The 22,034-nt window shown below is 69.2% G+C and carries 21 protein-coding genes; 12 read left to right on the forward strand and 9 right to left on the reverse strand.

Translation table 11 applies throughout. The features are described 5' to 3' along the window. Window positions 1-26 precede the first annotated feature (26 nt). Window positions 27-1,436 (forward strand): MDR family MFS transporter, encoded by a 1,410-nt coding sequence (locus LTT66_RS36865; protein ID WP_233063059.1) that lies wholly within the window; start codon window positions 27-29, stop codon window positions 1,434-1,436. A 175-nt stretch (window positions 1,437-1,611) separates the two neighbouring features. Further along, window positions 1,612-1,977 (forward strand): DUF4345 family protein, encoded by a 366-nt coding sequence (locus tag LTT66_RS36870; RefSeq protein ID WP_233063060.1) that lies wholly within the window; start codon window positions 1,612-1,614, stop codon window positions 1,975-1,977. A gap of 13 nt (window positions 1,978-1,990) precedes the next feature. Here LTT66_RS36870 and LTT66_RS36875 read toward each other — a convergent pair whose 3' ends face one another. Then, window positions 1,991-3,448, reverse strand: a complete 1,458-nt coding sequence (locus LTT66_RS36875) for an amino acid permease (RefSeq protein WP_233063061.1) — start codon at window positions 3,446-3,448, stop codon at window positions 1,991-1,993. A gap of 225 nt (window positions 3,449-3,673) precedes the next feature. On the opposite strand from LTT66_RS36875, the gene LTT66_RS36880 reads away from it, so the two are divergent. Then, a complete protein-coding gene (locus LTT66_RS36880) occupies window positions 3,674-4,861 on the forward strand; it encodes a serine hydrolase domain-containing protein (RefSeq protein ID WP_233063062.1) in 1,188 nt (395 codons plus the stop codon). A 68-nt stretch (window positions 4,862-4,929) separates the two neighbouring features. Further along, a complete protein-coding gene (locus LTT66_RS36885; protein WP_195067928.1) occupies window positions 4,930-5,922 on the forward strand; it encodes an LLM class flavin-dependent oxidoreductase in 993 nt (330 codons plus the stop codon). Between the two features lie 9 nt (window positions 5,923-5,931). On the opposite strand, the gene LTT66_RS36890 is transcribed toward LTT66_RS36885, so the two are convergent. Continuing rightward, window positions 5,932-6,759 carry an NADPH-dependent oxidoreductase gene (locus LTT66_RS36890; RefSeq protein ID WP_233063063.1) on the reverse strand — a complete coding sequence of 276 codons (828 nt, stop codon included), beginning with the start codon at window positions 6,757-6,759 and terminating at the stop codon, window positions 5,932-5,934. A gap of 110 nt (window positions 6,760-6,869) precedes the next feature. Between LTT66_RS36890 and LTT66_RS36895 the strand changes: the two genes are divergently transcribed. Further along, the gene (locus tag LTT66_RS36895) at window positions 6,870-7,625 is read left to right on the forward strand and encodes a siderophore-interacting protein (RefSeq protein WP_233063064.1); all 756 of its coding nucleotides are present in this window, start codon (window positions 6,870-6,872) and stop codon (window positions 7,623-7,625) included. Between the two features lie 4 nt (window positions 7,626-7,629). Here LTT66_RS36895 and LTT66_RS36900 read toward each other — a convergent pair whose 3' ends face one another. Together LTT66_RS36900 and LTT66_RS36905 are read right to left on the reverse strand one after the other, a co-directional pair. Continuing rightward, entirely contained in the window at window positions 7,630-8,364 is a 735-nt protein-coding gene (locus LTT66_RS36900; protein ID WP_233063065.1) for an HD domain-containing protein, read from the reverse strand. Window positions 8,365-8,394: 30 nt separating this feature from the next. After that, complete coding sequence (locus LTT66_RS36905; RefSeq protein WP_195067932.1) at window positions 8,395-9,339, reverse strand: GlxA family transcriptional regulator; 945 nt, start codon at window positions 9,337-9,339, stop codon at window positions 8,395-8,397. A gap of 188 nt (window positions 9,340-9,527) precedes the next feature. Between LTT66_RS36905 and LTT66_RS36910 the strand changes: the two genes are divergently transcribed. Beyond that, window positions 9,528-9,902, forward strand: coding sequence for a hypothetical protein (locus LTT66_RS36910; protein WP_195067933.1), 375 nt, complete (start codon window positions 9,528-9,530; stop codon window positions 9,900-9,902). A 65-nt stretch (window positions 9,903-9,967) separates the two neighbouring features. Continuing rightward, window positions 9,968-10,897, forward strand: coding sequence for a hypothetical protein (locus LTT66_RS36915; protein WP_233063066.1), 930 nt, complete (start codon window positions 9,968-9,970; stop codon window positions 10,895-10,897). Window positions 10,898-10,980: 83 nt separating this feature from the next. Here LTT66_RS36915 and LTT66_RS36920 read toward each other — a convergent pair whose 3' ends face one another. The 4 genes from LTT66_RS36920 to LTT66_RS36935 form a co-directional block, all read right to left on the reverse strand. Further along, complete coding sequence (locus LTT66_RS36920; RefSeq protein ID WP_220135432.1) at window positions 10,981-12,219, reverse strand: NupC/NupG family nucleoside CNT transporter; 1,239 nt, start codon at window positions 12,217-12,219, stop codon at window positions 10,981-10,983. 262 nt (window positions 12,220-12,481) lie between these two features. Then, window positions 12,482-13,531 carry an ABC transporter substrate-binding protein gene (locus LTT66_RS36925; RefSeq protein ID WP_233063067.1) on the reverse strand — a complete coding sequence of 350 codons (1,050 nt, stop codon included), beginning with the start codon at window positions 13,529-13,531 and terminating at the stop codon, window positions 12,482-12,484. Window positions 13,532-13,533: 2 nt separating this feature from the next. Beyond that, the gene (locus LTT66_RS36930) at window positions 13,534-14,421 is read right to left on the reverse strand and encodes an ABC transporter permease (RefSeq protein WP_195035199.1); all 888 of its coding nucleotides are present in this window, start codon (window positions 14,419-14,421) and stop codon (window positions 13,534-13,536) included. Further along, the gene (locus LTT66_RS36935; protein ID WP_233063068.1) at window positions 14,411-15,217 is read right to left on the reverse strand and encodes an ABC transporter ATP-binding protein; all 807 of its coding nucleotides are present in this window, start codon (window positions 15,215-15,217) and stop codon (window positions 14,411-14,413) included. The genes LTT66_RS36930 and LTT66_RS36935 overlap by 11 nt, the downstream gene beginning before the upstream one ends. A gap of 156 nt (window positions 15,218-15,373) precedes the next feature. Between LTT66_RS36935 and LTT66_RS36940 the strand changes: the two genes are divergently transcribed. Together LTT66_RS36940 and LTT66_RS36945 are read left to right on the forward strand one after the other, a co-directional pair. Further along, window positions 15,374-17,062, forward strand: a complete 1,689-nt coding sequence (locus LTT66_RS36940) for an ATP-binding protein (RefSeq protein ID WP_233063069.1) — start codon at window positions 15,374-15,376, stop codon at window positions 17,060-17,062. Then, a complete protein-coding gene (locus LTT66_RS36945; RefSeq protein WP_233063070.1) occupies window positions 17,044-17,715 on the forward strand; it encodes a response regulator transcription factor in 672 nt (223 codons plus the stop codon). Before LTT66_RS36940 ends, LTT66_RS36945 begins: the two co-directional genes overlap by 19 nt. A 47-nt stretch (window positions 17,716-17,762) precedes the next feature. Here LTT66_RS36945 and LTT66_RS37185 read toward each other — a convergent pair whose 3' ends face one another. After that, window positions 17,763-17,897: a hypothetical protein gene (locus tag LTT66_RS37185; RefSeq protein WP_269821990.1), complete on the reverse strand. Its 135-nt coding sequence runs from the start codon at window positions 17,895-17,897 to the stop codon at window positions 17,763-17,765. Between the two features lie 294 nt (window positions 17,898-18,191). On the opposite strand from LTT66_RS37185, the gene LTT66_RS36950 reads away from it, so the two are divergent. The 3 genes from LTT66_RS36950 to LTT66_RS36960 all read left to right on the forward strand — a co-directional run bounded on the left by LTT66_RS36950 (window position 18,192) and on the right by LTT66_RS36960 (window position 21,992). Then, entirely contained in the window at window positions 18,192-19,244 is a 1,053-nt protein-coding gene (locus LTT66_RS36950) for a Gfo/Idh/MocA family protein (RefSeq protein WP_233063071.1), read from the forward strand. An 85-nt stretch (window positions 19,245-19,329) separates the two neighbouring features. Further along, window positions 19,330-20,220: a bile acid:sodium symporter family protein gene (locus tag LTT66_RS36955; protein WP_233063073.1), complete on the forward strand. Its 891-nt coding sequence runs from the start codon at window positions 19,330-19,332 to the stop codon at window positions 20,218-20,220. 101 nt (window positions 20,221-20,321) lie between these two features. After that, complete coding sequence (locus tag LTT66_RS36960) at window positions 20,322-21,992, forward strand: serine/threonine-protein kinase (RefSeq protein WP_233063074.1); 1,671 nt, start codon at window positions 20,322-20,324, stop codon at window positions 21,990-21,992. The last annotated feature ends 42 nt before the right edge of the window (window positions 21,993-22,034 follow it).

Below are 22,034 nucleotides of genomic sequence, written 5' to 3' on the forward strand. Positions count from 1 at the left end.
TAGACAAGCGAACGAGAGGGGCCGCCGTGGCGACCGAGACTGCGGCGGCGCCGGTGGGGCTGCGATCCGAGCGCGGCGCCGTGCTCGGCTCGCTGATGCTGGCGACCGCGCTGGTCGCGCTCGATTCGACGGTCATCGCCACGGCGGTGCTCACCATCACCGACAGTCTCGGCGGCTTCGCGCAGTTCCCGTGGTTGTTCTCCATCTATCTGCTCGCGCAGGCGGTGACGGTACCGATCTACGGCAAGCTCGCCGACACCGTCGGCCGCAAACCCGTGATCCTCTTCGGCATCGCGATGTTCGCGCTGGGTTCGCTGCTGTGCGGCGTCGCGACCAGCATGCTCGGGCTGATCGTCTTCCGCGCCGTGCAGGGCATCGGCGCCGGAGCGATCCAGCCGATGACGATGACCATCGCGGGCGACCTGTACACGCTGTCGGAGCGCGCCAGGGTGCAGGGCTATCTGGCCAGCGTGTGGGCCATGTCGAGTGTGGCGGGTCCGCTGCTGGGCGGCTTGTTCGCCGAGTACGTCAGCTGGCGCTGGATCTTTCTGGTCAACCTTCCGCTCTGCGCGCTGGCCGGATGGATGCTGGTCCGCAGTTTCACCGAGAGCGCCCCACGGCGCAGACAGAGCGTCGACTACCTGGGCGCGGCACTGCTGGCGGTCGGAGCGGGCGCGGTGATCCTCGGACTGCTCGAGGGCGGCCAGGCGTGGGCATGGTCCTCGCCGGTCAGCATCGGGATCTTCGCAGGCGGCGTGGCGCTGCTGGTGCTGTTCGGACTGATCGAACGCAGGGCGCGGAATCCGATCCTGCCGCTGTGGGTGTTCACCCGCCGCGTGGTGATCGCCAGCAGCCTGGTGTCGGTGCTGATCGGCGCCATCCTGGTCGGAGCGACCTCCTACGTGCCGACCTTCACCCAGGGGGTCCTGGGCACCGGCGCGCTGGTCGCGGGCCTGACGGTCGGCGCGCTCACGCTGGGCTGGCCGCTGGCCGCCTCCCAGGCGGGAAAGGTTTACCTGCGCTTCGGCTTTCGCGCGACCGCCCTGCTCGGTAGCGGTCTGGCCGCGATCGGCGCCGCGAGCACACTGCTGATCGCGCAGCACTCGGCGCTGTGGCAGATCGCCGCCTCGTGCTTCGTGATCGGCATCGGCATGGGCTTGGTCGCCACTCCGACCCTGATCGCGGCGCAGACCAGCGCCGAATGGACCGAGCGGGGCGTGGTCACTTCCGCGAACATGTTCGCGCGCTCGATCGGCAGCGCGGTGGGCGTGGCGGTATTCGGCGCGATCGTGAACGCGCGGGTCGGTCACACCGATCACCCGCTGCCCGCGGCGCTGGCCTCGGCGATACATCTGGTCTTCGTCGCGATCGCGGCGATGGCCGTCGTCATGGTCCTCGCCGCGGCCATGATGCCGCGGCGGGCGGCGACCGACTGACCCGAACCCGCCCAGTTGCGGCGCCGGCATCCCGGCTACGGCACCGGGCCGGCGGATGCCGCCGAGTCCGGTGCATCGAACGACACGACCGGAGACAGCGGGTTTTCGGAAGCGTCCGGTACCGGGCGTAGCGCAAGCTGGGGCTTCCCATCCGAACCGGAACTTGGAGGTCGCAGTGGCACAGGCCGTATGCGGGATCGTCGGCGTGTTCTTCCTGGGCATGGGTGCGTACGCGCTCGCGGCGCCCGCCGCGCTGATCCGGCCCTTCGGCGTCCAACTCACCGAACCGAGCGCCCGCTACGAAGTGCGCGCCGTCTACGGCGGCTTCGGCGTGGCGATGGCCGCCGTCCTCGCGGCGGCCGCCGCCGACCTCGGATCGCTGCGCGGCGGAATCATGGTCGCCGTCGGCGCGGCGCTGGCGGGCATGGCCCTCGGCCGGGTGGTGTCCGCCGCGCTCGATGAGCGCGCGGCTTTCTATCCCACCTGGTTCTACGGCGTGGTGGAGGCGGTCGGCGCCGCCGCGCTCTTCCTCGCCGCCTAGCGGGAACCGCCCATCACCTGATGGCGGAGTCGTTCACCGTGCTGATGGCGGAGTCGTTCACCGTGCCGGGCCTGCCGAGTTTGTTCAGCGCGAAGTACCCGGCCGACACCAGCACCGCCCACACCACCCCGACGACGATCGCCGTGCGCCCGCTGTCGGTGAACAGCAGCAGCACGACCACCAGGCCCAGGAAGGCCAGCGCGAGGACGGTCGTGTACGGCGCGGCGGGCAGCCGGTAGTCGCTCGCGGGGAGTTCACCCCGGGCGACCTTGGCGCGGTAGAGCAGGTGGCAGACCAGGATGACACCCCAGACGAAGATGATTCCGATGGTCGACACCGAGGTGATGTAGGCGAAGGCCTTGTCCGGGGAGATGACGTTGACGACCACGCCGATCACCATCGCCGCCGCCGACGCGGTGATCCCGACCCAGGGCACCGCGTTCGCGCTCAGCCGGGTCAGCCGGGCGGGCGCCTCGCCGCGCAGCGACAAGGTGCGCAGCATCCGGCCGGTCGAGTAGATCCCCGAGTTGCACGACGACAGCGCCGCGGTCAGCAGCACGAAATTCACGATGCCCGCCGCGCCGGGAATGCCGATCTGCTGGAAAACCTCCACGAACGGGCTCTTGCCCGCGTGGAAATTGCGCCAACTGGACACGGACATGATCACCACGAGCGCGCCGACGTAGAACAGGCCGATCCGGAACGGAAGCGTGTTGATCGCCTTGCGCAGAGTCGTGCGGGGCTCGCGCGCCTCCCCGGCGGTGACGCCGACCAATTCCACGCCCACATAGGCGAACAGCACGATCTGCAGCACCAGCAGTGACTGACCGAGTCCGTTGGGGAAAACGCCGCCGTCGGCCCACAGATTGGTGACCGTGGGATTCGGCGCGTGACCGAACCCGATCAGCAGCACGCCGATGCCGAGCAGGATCATGCCGATGATCGCGGTCACCTTGATGGCGGAGAACCAGAACTCGCCCTCACCGAACAGCCGCACCGAGATCAGGTTGGCGGCGAACATCACCGCGAGCACGACCAGCGCGGTGATCCACGCCGGGATGTCGAACCAGTACTGCACGTACTTGCCCGCCACGGTGATCTCGGCCATGCAGGTGGCCACCCACACCGCCCAGTACGACCATCCGGTGACGAAACCGGCGAAGCGACCGAGGAATTCGTGCGCGTACTCGGCGAAGCTGCCCGAGATCGGCCGGTAGGTCAGCAGTTCGCCGAGCGCCCGCATGATCACGAAGATAGCCAGGCCCGCCGCCAGGTAGGCCAGGATGAGGCCGGGGCCCGCTTGCTCGATCGCGCCGCCCGCGCCGTAGAACAGACCGGTGCCGATCGCGCCGCCGATGGCGATCATCTGAATGGTGCGCGGGCTCAGGCTCCGGGCATAGCCTTCCGAGTCGCCGCTGTCCGCCGGAGCCGACGGTCCGGCGTCCTGAAGGTGACGGTCGGAGGCTGTCATACTGCGGTCCTTCCCCTCGCTGGGCGGCGACGCGCGGACGCCGGTCGCCGGCCGGTGCGCCGAACACACGACGTCGGATCATCGCGCGTCCGGCCTGGATCAGCTCGTCACGCTACCGCCCCGGTGAGACGCGTCGTCCCCGGGCCACTCGCCGAGGCCACCCGCACACCTATCGGATGGGCGTTCCGGCATGCCATCATCGGGTCCCTACCGAAAGCACGTGTCATGACCGAAATGCCCGCCGGGCGCTCACGAGCGGTGCGCTACGCGATCCGCACCACCGTTGTCCTGATCGCGATCGTGGCCGTCCTGGCCGGTGCGGCGTTCGCGACGACGGCGGTCCTGCGCATCCCGTCGCCGCCGACGCTGCTGCGCCTCATGACCGACCCGCCCTCCGCGCAAGGCGCGCTGTTCGAGAGCCGGACGGTGGCCGCCTCCCCCACCCCGCGTCCCCTGCCGATCACACCGCAGCCGCTGCCCGACCGGGTGCCCTGGAAGGGCTCGCACGTCTCGATCACCGATTTCCTCGTCACCACGCACACAAATTCGTTCCTGGTCTTACGCGGCGGGGCGCGCACGCACGAGTGGTACCGCGACGGCGTCACGGCGACCACCCGCCAGTCCTCCTGGTCGGTGGTGAAATCGATCGTGTCACTGCTGATCGGCCGAGCCGTCGCCGCGGGAAAACTCGGCGAACACGACCGCCTGGTACAGATCCTGCCCGAGCTGACCACCGGCGGCGCGTACGACACCGTCACCATCCGCGACCTGCTGGACATGGCCTCCGGTGTCGACGTCTCGGAGAACTACAACAAGTACATGCCGCTGACCGGCACCGCACGGATGTATCTCACCGAGGATCTCGCCGGATTCGCCCGGGACCACCACGGCCTGCGGTTCCCGCCGGGCAGCGCGGGTGAATACCGCAGCATCGACACCCAACTGCTGGGCATGGTCCTGGCGCGAGTCGAGGGCTTGCCGCTGGGTGCGCTGTTGGAGCGCGACATCTGGGCCCCGATCGGCGCCGAGGACGACGCGCTGTGGAATCTCGATCACGCCGGCGGCCAGGAGAAAGGGTTCTGCTGCCTGAACGCGACGGCCCGCGACTTCGCCAAGATCGGCCAGCTGGTGCTGGACGCTGGCCGCGTGGGCGACGCGCAGATCGTGCCGCCCGAATGGATCGAACGCATCCGCACCCCGGCCCCGCACCGGGTGGGCGACTGGCCCTATAGCGCGCAGTGGTGGCACCCGACCGGTGGGGACGGCGCCGACCTCACCGCGGTTGGCGTATACGGCCAGTACGTCTATGTCGACCCGCCCAGCGGCACCGTCATCGTCAAGCTCAGCGACCACGGGACCACCCAGGACGAGCAGGAGATCATCGAGGTGTTCCGCGCGATCGCGCGCGGCTGAGGCGACCGGCGAAATACACCGGGGACGCCGGGCGTTGGGACTGGAGATCGGCACTCTGGAGGAGATAGATGATCGACGTCCCGCTGTCCGTACTGGATCTCGCGCCGGTCCAGTCCGGCCGCACCGTCGGCGAGGGGCTCGACGCGACCACCGAATTGGCCAGGCGCACCGAGGCTTTGGGCTACCACCGCTTCTGGGTGGCCGAACACCACAACATGCCCGGCATCGCCAGTTCGGCGCCGAGCGTGCTGCTGGCCCACCTGGCCGCCGCCACCTCCACCATCCGGGTCGGCTCCGGCGGTGTGATGCTGCCCAACCACGCACCGCTCGTGGTCGCCGAGCAGTTCGGCACCCTGCACGCACTGCATCCCGGACGGATCGACCTGGGCATCGGACGCGCGCCCGGCACCGACCAGGCGACCGCCCGCGCGCTGCGGCGGACCGCCGACGGCCTGTCGGCGGAGTCGTTCCCGCAGGAGCTGGCCGCGCTGCTCGGCTACTTCCGCGGGTCCGATCCCGGCGGCATCGCCGCGACGCCGGGGCGCGGCGAGGAACCGGAGATCTGGCTGCTGGGTTCCAGCGGCTACAGCGCCCAGGTCGCCGCGGTGCTCGGACTGCCGTTCGCCTTCGCGCATCACATCAGCCCCGACAACACCGAGCCCGCGCTGGCACTCTACCGCGAGCACTTCCGGCCCTCCGAACGCCTGGAGCGCCCGCACGCGATGCTGGCGGTCGCGGCGATCTGCGCCGACACCGACGAGCGCGCCGAGACCCTCGCCGGTCCCCGTGACCTGGCCTTCCTGAACCTGGTGCGCGGCACGCCGCAAGCCTTGGCCACGCCGGAGGACGCGGCCGCGTTCCGCCCGTCCGAGCACGAGCGCGCCTTCATCCGGCAGCGCCGGGCCGGGCAGCTGCTCGGCTCGCCGGAAACGGTGCGCGCGCAGCTCGCCGACCTGCTGCACCGCACCCAGGCCGACGAGCTGATGATCAACACGCTGGTCTACGACATCGACGACCGCGCCCGATCGTTCGAACTGCTCACCGAGAAGGTCGCGGCCTGAGGCCGCGGGTCAGTGCAGCCGGAAGCCGTGGTCGGTCAGCGCCTCGCGCAGCCGGTGCCTGCCGTTGAGTGCCGCCGCCGAGGCCAGCCTGGCCAGCACACGCTCGGTCCAGGAATGCGAGAGCTGTTGCTCGGCATAGAATTCCGCGATCCGGGTCTCGTACTCGGCCACGTGCGCCCGTTGCGCGGCGAGGTCGTAGGTCTCCCGATGCAGAACGGCTTCCTGCGGCAGGCGCGGCTTCACCCGCGCGTCCTCGGCGGGGTCGGGATGGCCGACCACCAAGCCGAAGACGGCGAACACCTGCGGCGGCAGGCCGAGTTCGGCGGCGACCTCTTCCGGCTTGTTGCGCAGCGCACCGATGTAGACGGTGCCGAGTCCGAGCGATTCCGCCGCCACGACCGCGTTCTGCGCCGCGAGCGCGGCGTCGATGAATCCGACGTAGCTCGACTCGAGGTAGTCCGCGCCCTCCAGCGGCGCGCTCCGGTCGGCGGCGAGCTGACGCAGGCGGGCGAAATCGGCCGTCCAGACCAGCAGCACCGGCGCCTGCACGATGTGGGCCTGATCGCCGGCCAGCGCGGCCAGACGCGCCTTGCGCTGCGGGTCACGGACCGCGATGACGCTCCAGACCTGCAGATTCGACGACGTCGGCGCGGACTGGGCCGCGGAGATCAGCAGGCGCAGGGTGGCGTCGGGCACCGGGTCGGACAGGTAGCGGCGCACCGAGCGGTGCTCGTGCAGCACCTGCAGGACTTGGTTCCACTGCGCGGGTTCGACCGGTCGCGGGTCGCGGTAACGCTGCTGCACGGCGTGGGTCGGTGTGGGCACGGACTGCGTCATGGTGGTCATCTTCTCGTCAGGGCGCCGCGCCGTCAGCGGTTGCCCGCAGCTCGAGCCGAACACAGGTAGGGTAAGTAAGGTAATCCTAATTAGTCTCATCGGAGGTTCTCTTGGCACGTCCTCGCACCACCCTCACGGTGCAGCGCACCGAATGGCTGACGCCACACCTGATCCGGGTACACCTCGGCGGCCCCGGCTTCGCCGCGTTCCGGCCCAGCGAGTTCACCGACTCCTATGTGAAGTTCATCTTCCCGCAGGACGGGAACGAGGTCCTGCGCACTTACACCGTTCGATCGGTGGACCCGCTCGCCGAGGAGATCGCGGTGGATTTCGTCTTCCACGGCGCGGAGGGCATCGCCGGACCATGGGCCGCGGAGGTTGCGCCGGGCGCGACCATCGACCTGTACGGTCCCGGCGGCGCCTACGCTCCGCGCCCGGACGCCGACTGGCATCTGCTGGCCGGTGACGAGGCGGCGCTGCCCGCCATCGCCGCGGCACTCGAGGCCCTGCCCGCCGAAGCGACCGGCCTGGCGTTCATCGAAGTCGCCGGTCCGGACGACGAGCTGCCCGTGAAGCAGCCGGACGGCATCGAGCTGACCTGGTTGCACCGTGGGGTCCGGCCGCCGGGCGAATTACTCGCCGAAACCGTCCGCGCGGCACCGTGGGCACCTGGCCAGGTCCAGGTGTTCATCCACGGTGAAGCCAAGTCGGTCATGCAGGATCTGCGCCGCTATGTCCGTAAGGATCGCGGTGTCCCCGCCGAGTGGGCGGCCTCGATCTCCGGGTACTGGCGTCGCGGCCGCACCGAGGAAGGCTTCCGCGAGTGGAAGGCCGAACTGCGGGCGACCGAGGAAGCCGACGGCTGAACCGTCAATCGCCCCAGCCGCTCATCGCCACGATCGCGTCCCAGGTGTGCGTCGGTAGTTCGGGGTGGCGCTGCCGGATGATCGCACCGGCAAGGCTCGCAGGCGGCGCCTTCCGCGGATCAGCCAGGGCTTGGGCTTCGATCGCCGCGCCGAGCGCGCGGCTACCGCCCAGGCGCGGATACGCGGCGTGCACCAGGTCGGCGAAGCCGGGCGGCAGGTCGGCGGGCCCACCGCCCACGTCGACGCCGATCCCGTCCACCGCGATCCAGGTCTCCGGTGGCCTGCGCCGGCGCCAGACCGGCGAGTCGGTGAAACCGGAGGTGTGCGCGGCGATGGCGTCCCAGATCGCGTCCACCCTGGTGTCGGTCACGCCGTTGTCCTCGAGGAATCGCGCGGCGCGATCGGCGCCGTCGATCTCGAACCTCTGCTCGCCGCCCGCGCTGTCGGCCAAGCCGATGTCGTGCAATGCGCAGATGAGATACATGGTCTCCTCGTCGTAGTCGGCTCCGGGCCGCAGGCCCTGCCCCTCGGCGACCGCACGTCCGAAGAGGAAGCCGCGCACGCTGTGGTTGCGCAGCATCGGGGAGAGTTCGGCGGCCATGAGTCGGTTCGCTCTGTCCGCCAACGGCGTAGCTGGGAAGTTCAGTGAAATATTCTGTGCCACAGCATGTTTCGCTGCGACGACGTAAGCGCTCGCGGCGATGCCCGCGCCCAGCGCGGCACGACGAGACATGGACATGGTCGTACTCCTGGTGAGGGAAGGGTGCGATCAGCTCGCGGGCGCGCGGAAGCGCCTGCGGTAGTCGCTCGGCGAGGTGCCGAGCAGGTCGAGGAAGGTGCGGCGCATCGTCTCCTCGGAGCCGAATCCGCTGCGCCGGGCGACCGCCGTCATCGGCTCGTCGCCGGATTCGAGCAACGCCTGTGCTGCTTCCAGCCGGGCCTGCTTGACGTAACGCCCCGGCGTCATGCCGATCTCCTGCCGGAACAGGCGGCTGAGATGGCGTTCGCTCAGCGCGGCGCGGGCGGCCATGGCCGCCAGGCTGTGGTCGGCGCACAGGTCGGCGACCACCGCGTCGACCACCTGGCGCAGACCGTCGGTACGCGGGGTCGGAATGCTCGTGCGCACGCTGAACTGCGACTGGCCGCCGGGCCGGTGCAGGAACACGACGAGATGTTTCGCCAGCGAGCGCGCGAGTTCGGCGCCGTGCTCCTCCTCCACCAGCGCCAGTGCCATATCTATGCCCGCGGTGACGCCCGCCGAGGTGATGATCGGGCCGTCGCGCAGATAGATGGCGTCGGCGTCGACCCGGACGAGCGGAAACCGCTGGGCCAGCGCGGCACACGCCAGCCAATGCGTGGTGGCGCGCCGCCCGTCCAGCAACCCGGCCTCGGCCAGTACGAACGCGCCGGTGCACACCGAGGCCACCTGCCGCGCCGCGCCGCCGACCGCGCGCACCGCGTCCACCAGCGCGGCCGGAACGTCGTCCTCCGGCGGATATCCTGGCACCAGCAGCGTGTCGACCGAGCCGCCCAGCTCGCCCAGCGCACCGTCGACACCGAGCGGCACGCCGACGTCGGTGCGCACCGGAGTTCCGTCGGGTGAAGCGAAGCGAATCCGGCGCCCGGCCCAGTGCAGCACCTGCACCGGTCCGGCGACGTCGAGCATCAGCACTCCGTCCGATACCGCGACAACGACGTCCCCGCTTGCCTTCATGAACCCAGTCTCGAGCCGCCGGAACGAGTCCGCAAGGACACGTAACCCACAGATCCGGACATGCGGACAACGAAGGCGCGGGAGCGCAACGACAGAAAGGTGGGTCCGCCGATCCACCCTTGTTGACGCGGCATTCTCAGTAGCATTGACGCACAACAGATTCGGCGACATACGACGAAGGGGGCGGGGTGGATCCGTTCACGGTGATCGTGACCGCGTTGATCGCGGGCGCGGCAGCAGGCGGACAAGACGCGGCGTCGGAGACGGTGCGGGACGCGTATCGGGCGATCCGGCGCCGCATCAGCCGCGGCGATGCGGACGCACAGGCGAGGGCCGCGTTGGAAGCCAACGAAACATCGCCCGGCAGCGACGTCGCGGCCTTGGAAGCCGCAGTGGTCCGGGCGGGAGGAGTGGACGACAGCCAGTTGCAGGCCCTGGCGGCCCAGCTGCTGCGGGCATTGCCCACCGCGGAAACCGATCGGGCCCGGCATCATATCGACCTGCGCCACGCCAAGGGCGTACAGCTGGGCGACAACAACACGCAGAACAATACCTTCCACTGACCGCGGCCAACTCTTCGACGGGCCGGGCACGATCCGCTGGCGCGAAGCGCTGACCAGAGGTTCCGGTGAAAAATCAGCTCCCGATTCAAATCGGCGAAAGAAATGTCCAGAACAATTTCTGGACCGAACGCAAAAGATCGCTCGTCGTGATCGGCACAGCCCTGCTGATCATCATATCCGTGTCGGCAGCCGTCACAATATATCTACTGCTGCCGGATCGCGCCGTATCCGCCCAGCACGCACTCGACGCCGACCGCGAGGAACGAGACCGCGCCACACCTCCGGTTCGAGTGGAGGGCGTGAGCGGCCCACCGGGCGGTCCTGCGTCGCTGGCTGCACCGAGCGTCATCGACCTGGATGGAGTGACCCTGGACAGGTCGAACATGCAGAATTTCGTCCCTGACGGGGTGCCGCTGGGACAACTCATGACGCATTCTCATGAACCGAAATTCTCTTCGGGGTACAGCGAAGGTTCGCTCTACTACAAGCTGACCGGACAGAACTACACGCCGGTCCAGATCTCCAGCATCACCGCCAGAATACTGGAGAGAAACCGGCCGCCATCGGGGACTATCGTCCCGTTCTTTCCACAGGGCGCGACGGAAGCATTGACAATGGGATTCGACTTGGACTCCAGTGATGTGGTCGAGGCGAAGGCGTTGGACGAGTTCGGCCGATTCACCGAGCTCGATTACCTGAAAACACATGCGGTTACCCTCGCACTGAACGAGACGCTGGCATTCGAGATAGAAGTCCGAGCGCGAGAATGCGACTGCAGATTCGTGGTGGACGTCGGGTTCGCGGACGGCCGCTCACTGACGATCGACGACGGCGGAAAGCCATTTCGATTCGTTACCTTCGCAAGCTCATACGAGCGCGCATACGTCCCGATGTACGACATGGTGGATGGCTCCCCGGCACCGAAGACGAAACTCCGGCGATGCCAGTACCTCAACGAGTGCCAGCTGCGGTATCAGCAGGTGTACACCAAGTAGCCGGCGCGTGGGTCGCGGAGTTCGCAAGCCGGTCCGGCACGCCACCGGCGAGGAGAACATCCCGCACTCGACCGCTGTCGGCACTACGTCAGGAGACCGACGATGGTGGCGGACAAGAAGCTGACCAAGGTGGCGCCGTAGAGCAGGCGGAGGCCGTTGCGGGCGATGACGGTGCCCTGTTTTTCGCTGAGGCTGCGAACGGCGCCGGTGACGATGGCGATGGTGGAGAAGTTCGCGAACGACACCAGGTAGGTGGACACGATCGCGACGGTGCGCTCGGACAGTCCGGCCTTGTCGCTGTTCAGTTCCTGCATGGCGACCACCTCGTTGGAGACCAGCTTGGTGCCCATGAATCGGCCCGCGGCCGCCGCCTCGTCCCATGGGACGCCGGTCAGCCACGCGCCGGGTGCGAAGACGTGCCCCATCACGTCCTGGAATGTGGTGCCGTGGAACAGCGCGGCGAAGATTCCGTTGATCATGGCCAGCAGAGCGATGAATCCGATCAGCATGGCCGCGACGGTGAAGGCGACCTTGAAACCCACCAGGATGTACTCGGTGAGCATCTCGAAGAACGATTGCGGTTTGCGGCTGTCGGCGATCTCCTCGCCGAGCAGTCGGGCATCGTCGGCGGCAGTGACCGTGTAGGGGTTGATCAACGAGCACACCACGAAGGCGCCCAGCATGTTCAGCATGATGGCCGCGATCACGTACTTCGGGTCGATGAGCAGCATGTAGGCGCCGAGGATGCCCGCGGAGACCGTCGACATCGCCGAGGCCGCCAGGGTGTACATGCGCTGCGGCGGGATGTCGTCGAGCATGGCGCGCAGCGAGATGAACACCTCGGATTGACCGAGGATGGCGGAGGCGACGGCGTTGAAGGATTCGATCTTGCCGAAGCCGCTCACCCACGCCAGCAGCAGGCCGAGGCACTTGATGATCCACGGCAGCACCCGCAGGTGCTGCAAGATGCCGATCAAGGCGGAGACGAGCACGATCGGCATCAGCACCGCGAACAGGAATGCGGGTCCGCTGCTGCCGACGCTGGGCAGGTCGCCGAAGACGAAACCCGTCCCCTGGGCGGCGTAGCCGAGGATGTGGGCGAAGGTGTCGCTGACCGCGCGGATCACCGTCGCCCCGATCCCGGTTTTCAGCAGGAGGAAACCCAGCGCGACTTGCACGATCAGCAGGACAGCGATTCGCGGCAGCCGTCCGGCGGCGGCGCGGCGGTCGGTGCTGGGCAACCAGGCCAGCAGCAGGAAGCACACCAGCCCGACCGACCCGATCAGATGATGCACGCGCACCTCGGTTGCCCTGGCGTACAACAGCTATTGGGAGCACCTCTCATGTCGGTCTATGGTGCGGTGTCTCCACAGCTGAGAAGCCGTGCCGCCTTGCTCGCGCCCCCGCGACGGGCGCTTCCCCGCCCACCGTCTGATGCGGCGGGTCGACCCCGCACGCACCGGTCCCCACCATTGGTCCGGTCACCTGCTGATCCGGCCGGGCAGCACACCAGCCGCATCCGGCCGTGAGCCGCCCGGGAGCATCTGGGCCCCGGGCGGCTCGGACGTGGCGACTGCTCGCGCGCTACTGTCGCGGCGCGCGCAATGCCTCCTCCACGAACTTCGTGGTGTAGGTCTCGGACAGGTCGATGCGATCGCGCACGGGACGCACGTTCTTCGAGTACTTGCCGAGGATGTCCAGCACGTTCTGCGCGCCTTCGGGTTTCATCAACCCGTCGCCGTTGAACATGCCGATGGAGTCGCGGATCGACTGGACGTAGAGGTCCTTGCCCGCGCTCGCGTACTGCGGCGGCATCTTCTCGGCGATCTCCTCGGGCGTGTGCGTCTGGATCCATCGCAGCGTCTGCACGAACGCGGCGGCGAGTTTGCGCACGATGTCCGGGTGGGCGTCGATCGTCGCGCAGTTCATGTACAGCGACGTCGCCGGGTACAGTCCGCCGAGTGCGGCGCGGGTGCCCGCCTCGGTGCGCATGTCCACCAGAATCCGCGCCTCGCCGGAATTCACCATCTGCGCCACGGTCGGATCGGTGGTCATGCCCGCATCGATGCCGTCGTGATTCATGCCCGCGATGAACGTCTGTCCGGCACCGACTTTCACCCGGGTGTAATCGGCGGTGGTCATACCCTCCTGGCCGGTGAGCGCCTGGGTCAGGAAGTCGGTCGAGGAACCGAGCGAGGTCACGCCCAGCTTCCTGCCGCGCAGGTCGGCGACCGAGGTGATGTCCGTGTCCGCCTTCGACACCAGCTCCACCTCGCCCGGCACATCGGACATCTGCACCACCGAGCGGATGCACTGGTCCTTGGCCTGCAGGTCGATGGTGTGGTCGTAGAACCCGACCACACCCTGCACATCGCCGGTGAGCAACGCGGTTTCGGCGGTGGCACCGGACTGCTCGCCGAGCAGCTGGACGTCGATGTCGTTGGCCTCGAAGAAGCCGAGTTGCCGGGTGAGCACGGCGGGCAGATAGATGACCTTCTCCAGCCCGCCCACCATGATGGTGATCTGCGGGCGGCCGTCGGCCATCGGGATGGCGCGGGAGTCCCGGCATCCGGTGGCCGACAACAGTGCCGTGATCGCGACGGCTACCAGAGCCAAGTGCTTGCGATACCTCATGATCAGATCCCGTGGTTCGAGGTCGCCTGCGACGGACGCCATTTCAGCAGCCGGTTCTCCGCCATCCCGATCCCCCACTCTGCGATCAACGCGATCACGGTGATGATGATCATGCCCGCGTAGATGCCCGCCGAGTCGAAGGTGCCCTGCGCGTTGCTGATCAGCAGACCCAAACCTTTGCTGGCGCCCGCGTATTCGCCCACGACGGCGCCGATCAGCGCGAAGCCGAAGGCGGTGTGCAGGCTGGACAGGATCCAGGTGGTCGCGCTGGGCAGAACGATCGAGACCAGCACTTGCCTGCGGCTCGCACCGAGAATGCGGGCATTGTTCATCACATTGCCGTCGACCTCGCGCGCACCGGTGAACGCGTTGAAGAACACCGCGAAGAACACCAGCACCACCACCGTGGCGACCTTCGAGCTCAGGCCGAGACCGAACCAGATGATGAACAGCGAGGCCAGCACGATGCGCGGCACGGCGTTGAGCGCCTTGATGAACGGCGCGAGCACTTCGGCCCAGTACCGGCTGCGGCCGAGCAACACGCCCAGCACGACGCCGGCCACCGTGCCGATCACGAAGCCGAGCACGGCCTCCTGCACGGTGGTGTAGATCTGCAGCCAGATCGAGCCGAACTGTGTTCCCTCGGTGAACCATTCGACCAGCCGCGCCCAGATCAGCGACGGCTTGGAGTAGAAGAAGGGGTCGATCCACACCGTGGCGGTGAGCTCCCAAGCGCCCAGCCACAGCGCCACCAGCGCGGCACGCAGGCCCCAGGTGCGCACCCGTGCGCGCCGCGCGGCGGTCCGCACCCTGGCCAGGATCTGCTCTTCGGTCTCGTTCTCCACCACGGGCGTGGTCACGGTGTCGGGCACCAGCACGTCATGCGACACGGGAGGCTCCTTTCGCGCGGGCCGCCTCGACCTGGTCGCGCAACGTTTCCCAGATTTCCTTGTAGATGTCGCGGAACTCGGTCGTCAGCCGGACGTCCTCGACGCTGCGCGGCCGCGCCAAGCCGACGGTGAAGTCCCCGCAGACGGTGGCCGGGCTCGCGGTCATGACGACCACCCGGTCGGCGAGCACGATCGCCTCCTCCAGATCGTGCGTGACGAAGATGACCGCCGCGTTGGTGCCTGCCCAGACCCGCAGCAGCTCGTCCTGCATGAGCTGACGGGTCTGCACGTCCAGCGCGCTGAACGGCTCGTCCATGAGCAGGATCTCCGGCTCGTTGACCAGCGTCTGCGCCAGCGCCACGCGCTTGCGCATGCCGCCGGACAGCTGGTGCGGGTAGTAGCTCTCGAACCCGGCCAGACCGACCGTGCGCACCCACCCCGACGCCTTCGCGCGCGCCTCGGCGCGCGACGCGCCGCGCAGCCGCGGGCCGAGCGCGACGTTGTCCAGCACGCTCTTCCAGGGCAGCACCGCGTCCTGCTGGAACATGTAACCGATGCCGTCCGGGATGCCCTCGACGTCCTTGCCGCGCACCAGAGTCCGTCCTGCCGAGGCCGGCTCCAGGCCGGACACCAGCGACAACGTGGTGGATTTGCCGCATCCGGTCGGGCCGACGACGGCGACGAATTCGCCGGGACGCACCGCGAGGTCCAAATTGCGCACGGCGGTGTGTATGCCACCGCCGGTGCCGGGGAAGCGCTTGGTCGCGCTCCGCAGCTCGATGAGTGATTGCGTCATTGCTTCCTACTCCTGCGAGATCGGGTAGGGCGAACGTACGTGGCCCCGGTCACACGCCGGAGCTTGTGCGCACAACCGCCACAAACGCGGGATTCGCAGGTTTTGCGCATTCTGCTCACGCTCCCGTAAGCGGTGGTCTGCGCCTATGCTGCGCCCATGGCCACTGAGGGCGCGCGGGCCGTGCGGTTGCGGACCCAGGTTCTGCTGTCGCAGATCCTGGTCGTCGCGCTGACGCTCGGTGCCGCGTTCGCGGTCTTCGGCTACCTCAGTGATCAGCGGCTGCGCGACGCCTACGGCCAGCGCGCGCTGGCCGTGGCGCGCACCGTCGCCGCCGACCCGGTGGTGCGCGCCGAGGTGGCCGGATACGCGCCAGGCGTGATCGCCGACGATCCCGGCGTGCGCGAGGAACTCGCCGCCGGTCCGCTGGAGCGGCTCGCGGTGGACGCGACGCGGCGCAACGGCGCGCTGTTCGTGGTGATCACCGATGACGCGGGTGTCCGCCTTGCCCATCCGGACGCGGGCCGGCTCGCCGAGCACGTCAGCACCGATCCGTCCGAAGCACTCGCGGGCCGCGAGTCGATCAGAGAGGAGCGCGGCACCCTCGGGGACTCGGTGCGCGCGAAGGTTCCGGTTCTGGCTCCCGATTCCGACCGGGTGGTCGGCGCGGTCAGCGTGGGCATCGCCACCGACGCGGTGCACGATCAACTGCTCGGTGATCTGCGCACCGCGGGCGGGCTGGTCGCGGTGGCGCTGCTGGTCGGCATCGCCGGATCGGCCCTGCTCGCCCGCCGGTGGCGCGGGCTGACGCTCGGACTGGAACCGGGCGAACTGGCCGAACTGGTCCGTAGCCAGGCCGCGGTGCTGCACGGCATCGGCGGCGGCGTGCTCGCCGTGGACGCGTCCTGGCGCACGACCTTCGTCAGCGACGAGGCGCGCAGGCTGCTGGGCATCGCCCCGGACATCGGGCGTCCGGTGGACGAGGTCGGATTGACGCCGCGGGTGCTGGAAGTATTCCGCGACCTCGACGAACAACCCGCCTCGGCGACGGTCGGCGCGAACATCGTCATCGTGTCGGCGCGCCGGGTCAGCCGGGACGGGCGCGATCTCGGCGCGGTGCTCACGGTGCGCGACCGCACGGACGTGGAATCGCTGACCCGCCAGCTGGACGCGGTGCAGTCGATGAGCACGGTGCTGCGTGCGCAGCGCCACGAGTTCTCCAACAAGATGCACCTGATCAGCGGCCTGTTGCACAGCGGGCGGGTGGAGGAGGCGGCGCGGTCGGTCGACGAGCTGATCGGCGCGGGCCCGCTCGGTCCGGCGACACCGGGCATCGACGCCATTCACGACCCGTACCTGCAGGCATTCCTGGCCGCCAAGGCCGCGCACGCCAGGGAGAACGGCGTCGAGCTCGTGCTCGGGCCCAACACCTGGGTGGAGGGCGGGCTCACCGATCCGGTGGACGTGACCACCGTGCTGGGCAATCTGCTGGACAACGCCATAGAGGCCGTCCGCACCCGGGACCGTCCGGTGCGGCAAGTGGAAGTCGAACTGGTGCAAGAGGATTCGACGCTGCACATCGCTGTCGCCGACAGCGGCGACGGGGTCGCACCCGCCCTGGTGGACACGCTGTTCACCGAAGGGGTCTCCACCCGCGACGACCGCGGCGTCCCTGGTGGGCGCGGGGTCGGCCTGGCCCTGATCCGCCAGATCGCCCGCTCGCACGGCGGCGACGTGCGCCTGTCGAGTCCCGGCGGAGGCGAGCCGCCGCTCACCGGCGCGGAATTCATCGCCCGCATCCCCGGAGTGCTCGTGGAGAGCGAGGTGTCATGGCCGCGCCGCCCCTGACCGTGCTGGTGGTCGACGACGACTTCCGAGTGGCGAACCTGCACGCCGGAATCGCGGCGTCCATCCCGGGTTTCACGGTGGCGGGCACCGCCAACACCCTCGCCGCCGCGCGGGAACTCGTCGCGGCCGAGCGGATCGACCTGGCGCTGGTGGACGTGTATCTGCCGGACGGATCCGGCATAGATTTCGTGCGGGAGATCCACTGCGACGCGATGATGCTCACCGCGTCGGCGGAAAGCGACGCCGTGCGAGCCGCCATCGCGGCCGGCGCGGTGGCCTACCTGGTCAAGCCGTTTCCGCACACCGAACTGGCCGCCCGGCTGGCCGCCTACGCCCGGTACCGGCGCATTCTCGCCGCGCCGCAGGTCGACAACGCCCGGGTGTCCGCCGCGCTGCACGCGTTGCGTCCCGCCGCCACCGCGAGCCCGTCGGCGACGGTGTCCTCACCGACCAAAGAGGCTGTCCTGCAAGCGATTCTCGACGCAGGCACTCCCCTTTCCGCGGGTGAGGTGGCCGGTGCCATCGGCGTCTCCCGCGCCACCGCGCAGCGCTACCTGGCCGCACTCGTGGCCGCGGGCACCGTGCGCATGAGCCTGCGCTACGGCAGCACGGGACGCCCCGAACAGGAGTACTCCGCCGCGCCTCGGCGGTGAGCGGACGGTCATCGCTAACCGCAGCCGGGGGTATTCCGCGCTGGGTGTCACCAGTTCGCCGGGGCGGGCTTGTCCAGTTCGGTGAAGGTGCCCACGCCGGTGGTCTCCGACATGCGGTGTCGACTTCCCTCGGCGGGAAGGGCCGACGCGCGGATGGGTGCCGGGCGAGTATTCGCGGACACTCCCCCACCGAGCAGGCGGAACGAAGGACCGGCGGATAGACGCGTCTTCGCAGCGGCAGTCGGCAGGCTCGACAGCCATCCGGGCGACCTCACTCCCCATTCGCCAGGTGGCAGCGCGCAGCCATTCGCCCGCCGCATTACGCGCTGGTCGGCGCAGCGACCTGGTCGTGGTGTCGGTGACCTGCCCTTCGGAGCGTGCGCTTACAAAGCTCGGGCCGCGCGCCTTCAGGACCAGTACTCCCGGGCGCAGTTGTCGACCCCCGAGCACAGTTGTCGGCGCGGTAGCGTCGGGCCATGAGCATCCTCGAGGTCGCCGTCCTCGGCTACGGCTTGGCCGGGTCGGTCTTCCACGCCCCGCTGATCGCCGCGCAGCCGCGGATGCGGGTGGCGGCAGTGGTCACCTCCTCGGCCGAGCGTGCCGAACGCGCACGCGCCGAGCACCCCGGCGTGCGGGTGGTGTCGCATGCCGAGGACTTGTTCGCCACACCGGGCGACATCGACCTGGCCGTGATCGCGACGCCGAACAGCACGCACGCGCCGCTGGCCGGGCAGGCGCTCGAGGCCGGGCTGCCGGTGGTGGTCGACAAGCCGTTCGCGGTCTCGGTGGACGACGCCGAGGACCTCGTCGCGCGCGCGGAGCGTTCCGGGCTGGCACTGTCGGTCTTCCAGAACCGGCGCTGGGACGGCGACTTCCGGACCGTGCGCGAGCTCGTCGAGACCGGGAAGCTGGGCCGGGTGCGGCGTTTCGAGTCGCGGTTCGAGCGCTGGCGTCCGGTGCCGAAGGGCGGCTGGCGGGAGGTAGGCACGGATGAGGAGGGCGCGGGCATCCTGCTCGACCTCGGCAGCCATCTGGTGGATCAAGCCGTGGCCCTGTTCGGACCGGTGGCTTCGGTGTATTGCGAGCTGGACCGGCGGCGCGCGGGGATCACCACCGACGACGACGCGTTCGTCGCACTCACCCACACCGGCGGTGTGCGCTCCCAGCTGTGGATGAGCGCGGTCGCCCCGCATCTCGGACCGCGTTTCCGGGTCCTCGGATCGGAAGCCGCGTACGTCACCTACGGGCTCGACCCGCAGGAGGACGCGCTACGGTCCGGCCGCCGCCCGGACGGCCGAACACCTTGGGGCACAGTCGATGCCGAGCGCTGGGGCGTGCTGGGCGCGGAACCGGACTTCGCCCCCGTGCCGACCGCGCCGGGCGCATACCCCGCGTTCTACTCCGCGATGGCCGCCGCGCTGCTCGACGGCGCGCCCGTCCCCGTCGACCCGCGCGACGCGGTCACCACCCTGCGCCTGCTGACGAAAGCACGAGAGTCGGCGGCCAGGGGTGTGACCGTCACCGCCTGACCAGGGCTGGCCACCCTCGCCGCGAGTCGATAACGTCGGTCCCCAGAATCGGCCGGTCCGGCCGCTCGGCGGAGAGGAGACCCCCATGGGTGCAACGGCTTTCGCGGTACTGCTGCCGCTGGCTCTGGCCCTGGTGATGTTCGGGCTCGGATTGACCTTGACCACAGCGGATTTCGCGCGCGTCCTGCGGTATCCGAGAGCGGCGGTGATCGCGCTGGTGTGCCAGATGATCGTGCTTCCCGCGCTGTGCCTGGGCATGATCTACCTGTTCGGACTCGAAGGCGCGCTGGCCGCGGGCATGCTGTTGCTCGCGGCGTCGCCGGGTGGAGCGTCGGCGAACCTGTTCAGTCACATCGCGGGAGGCAATGTGGCGCTGAACATCACGCTCACCGCGATCAATTCGGTACTCGCGGTGTTCACGATGCCGGTGGTGGTGGCGCTGTCCTATGCGTTGTTCCTGGAAGACGAGGGTTCGGTCGGGCTGCGGCCGGAGAAGTTCGCCCAGGTGTTCGCCATCGTGCTCGTGCCGGTCGCGATCGGCATGGTGGTGCACCGGCGGTTCCCGGAGTGGTCGCGCCGGATGCGCGGCACGGTGAAGATCCTCTCCGTCGTGGTGCTCGCGCTGGTGATCGCGGCCGCGGTGGGCTCGAACCTGGACACGCTGACCGAGCACATCGGGCAGCTGGCCGCGATCTGCCTGTCGTTCGCCGTGCTCAGCCTGGCGATCGGCTACTTCGTGCCCAGGCTGTTGCGGGTGGAAACCGGTCAGGCGATCGCCTCGGCCATGGAGATCGGCGTGCACAACGCGGCGCTCGCGATCGCTGTCGCCGCTTCGGTGCTGCACAACGACACCATGGCCGTCCCCGGCGCGGTGTACGGGGTTTTGATGAACATTCCCGCGGCGATCGCGGCGTATCTACTGGCCAGGCGGGCGCGGCAGGAGCAGCCGGCGCCGGTGCCGAGCATGGCTGATTAGCGGAGGCAGCAGGCTGCCCGGAGGCGGATACGCCCGATCGGTAGCCTCTCGGAGGGTCGTCGCCATCCGGTCGACGCCATCGGAAGGGAGCCAGCTGCGCGATGCAACCGCTCGGCACGAACGATCCGGCGCGGATCGGTGACTACCGTCTGCTCGGCGTGCTCGGCGCGGGTGGCATGGGACGGGTCTATCTCGGACGCAACGCGGGCGGGCGCACCGTCGCGGTCAAGGTCATCCGTCCGGACATGATCGACGCGGAATTCCGCCAGCGCTTCCGGCGCGAGGTGGCCGCCGCGCGCCGGGTCGGCGGTCAGTTCACCGCACCGGTGCTCGACGCCGACGTAGACGCCGATCCCCCATGGCTGGCCACCGGTTACGTGGCCGGATTCGCACTGGACGACGCGGTCGACCGGTACGGACCGTTCAGCGAGAGCTCGCTGCTGGTGCTGGCGCACGGGCTGATCGAGGCAGTGGCTGCCGTGCACCGGGCCGGGGTGGTGCACCGCGACCTCAAGCCGTCCAATGTGCTGCTGGCCCTCGACGGTCCCAAGGTGATCGATTTCGGCATCGCGCGCGCGATCGACGACAGCAAGCTCACCACCACCGGAAAGGTCATCGGCTCACCGGGATTCATGTGTCCCGAGCAGGTGACCGGCGATCCGGTCGGCCCGCCCACCGACATCTTCGCCCTGGGCGGGGTTCTCGTGTTCGCGGCCACCGGCCACGGACCGTTCGGCGTCGGCGACGCGGTGCAGATGCTGTGGCGGGTGGTGTACGAGGAGCCGCAGCTCGACGACGTGCCGCAGCGACTGCGCCCCCTACTGGCGGCGTGTCTGACCAAGGACCCCGCGGCGCGTCCGACTCCGGACCAACTGCTCACCCAGCTCACCGCACTCGGCATCCCCGACCGCGGCGGCTGGCTGCCCGGCCCGGTGGTCGAGGAGGTCAGCCGCCGCGCGGTCGAGTTGCTGAACCTGGACTCCGGCGCGTTCCACCGCGGAGACGATCCCGCATTCGCTGATCCGGGGCGCACCGCCGACACGATGGCCCACCCCAGCGCGCCTCCGAGCCCGCAGTACGACCACGGACGATCGGTGCCCACGCAGATGCGGTATCCGGGCGCGCCGCAGGCGTCACCAACGTTCACGGGACAACAGACGTATCCACCCACGCACCAGGGTTCGCCCCGGTTCGGTTCGGTCGCCGCTGCACCGCCGCCGCGCCGCACCGGCCGCGCCCTGCTCATCGCCGGCGCACTCGTCGTCTGCGTCGCAGTCGCCGTCGCGGCGTTCGTGGTCGGCGCCCAGCTGAAGAACGACGGTTCGACCGAGGCGATCGCACCGACCACGCAAACCAGCGACGATCTGTCGACGACAGCCGCCGCGCAGGCCGATGAGACGAATCCGACCACTAGCAGCAGCCCGTCCGAAACAAGTGTTCCGGAGGCTTTCCTCGGCGAATGGAGAGGCGTCGCCCGCGACACCTTGGCGTCGTTCGACATCGTGCTGACCATCCGAGACGGCGCCGTCGGCGAGGAAATCGCCCAATCGTCGAACACCGGCAAACTGAGCGGTCAGCGCTGCGAACGGGCGGAAACCCTCACCGCCGCCGCCGAGACCGAGCTGTCCTTCGTCGCGCGGCTCTCCGGCAGCTCCCCCGGCTGCTTCGACAACGGCTCCACCTCGACCGTCACCTTGCAACCGGATGGCTCGATTTCGTACAGCACCTCCGGCATTCTCGGCAATATCGAAGGAATCCTGCGCAAGAGCTGAGGGCGGACACGGCCGGGTGCCGGGTGCCGGGAGCGGGAACGC

It is taken from the genome of Nocardia gipuzkoensis (assembly GCF_021183645.1).
Taxonomy (GTDB): domain Bacteria; phylum Actinomycetota; class Actinomycetes; order Mycobacteriales; family Mycobacteriaceae; genus Nocardia; species Nocardia abscessus.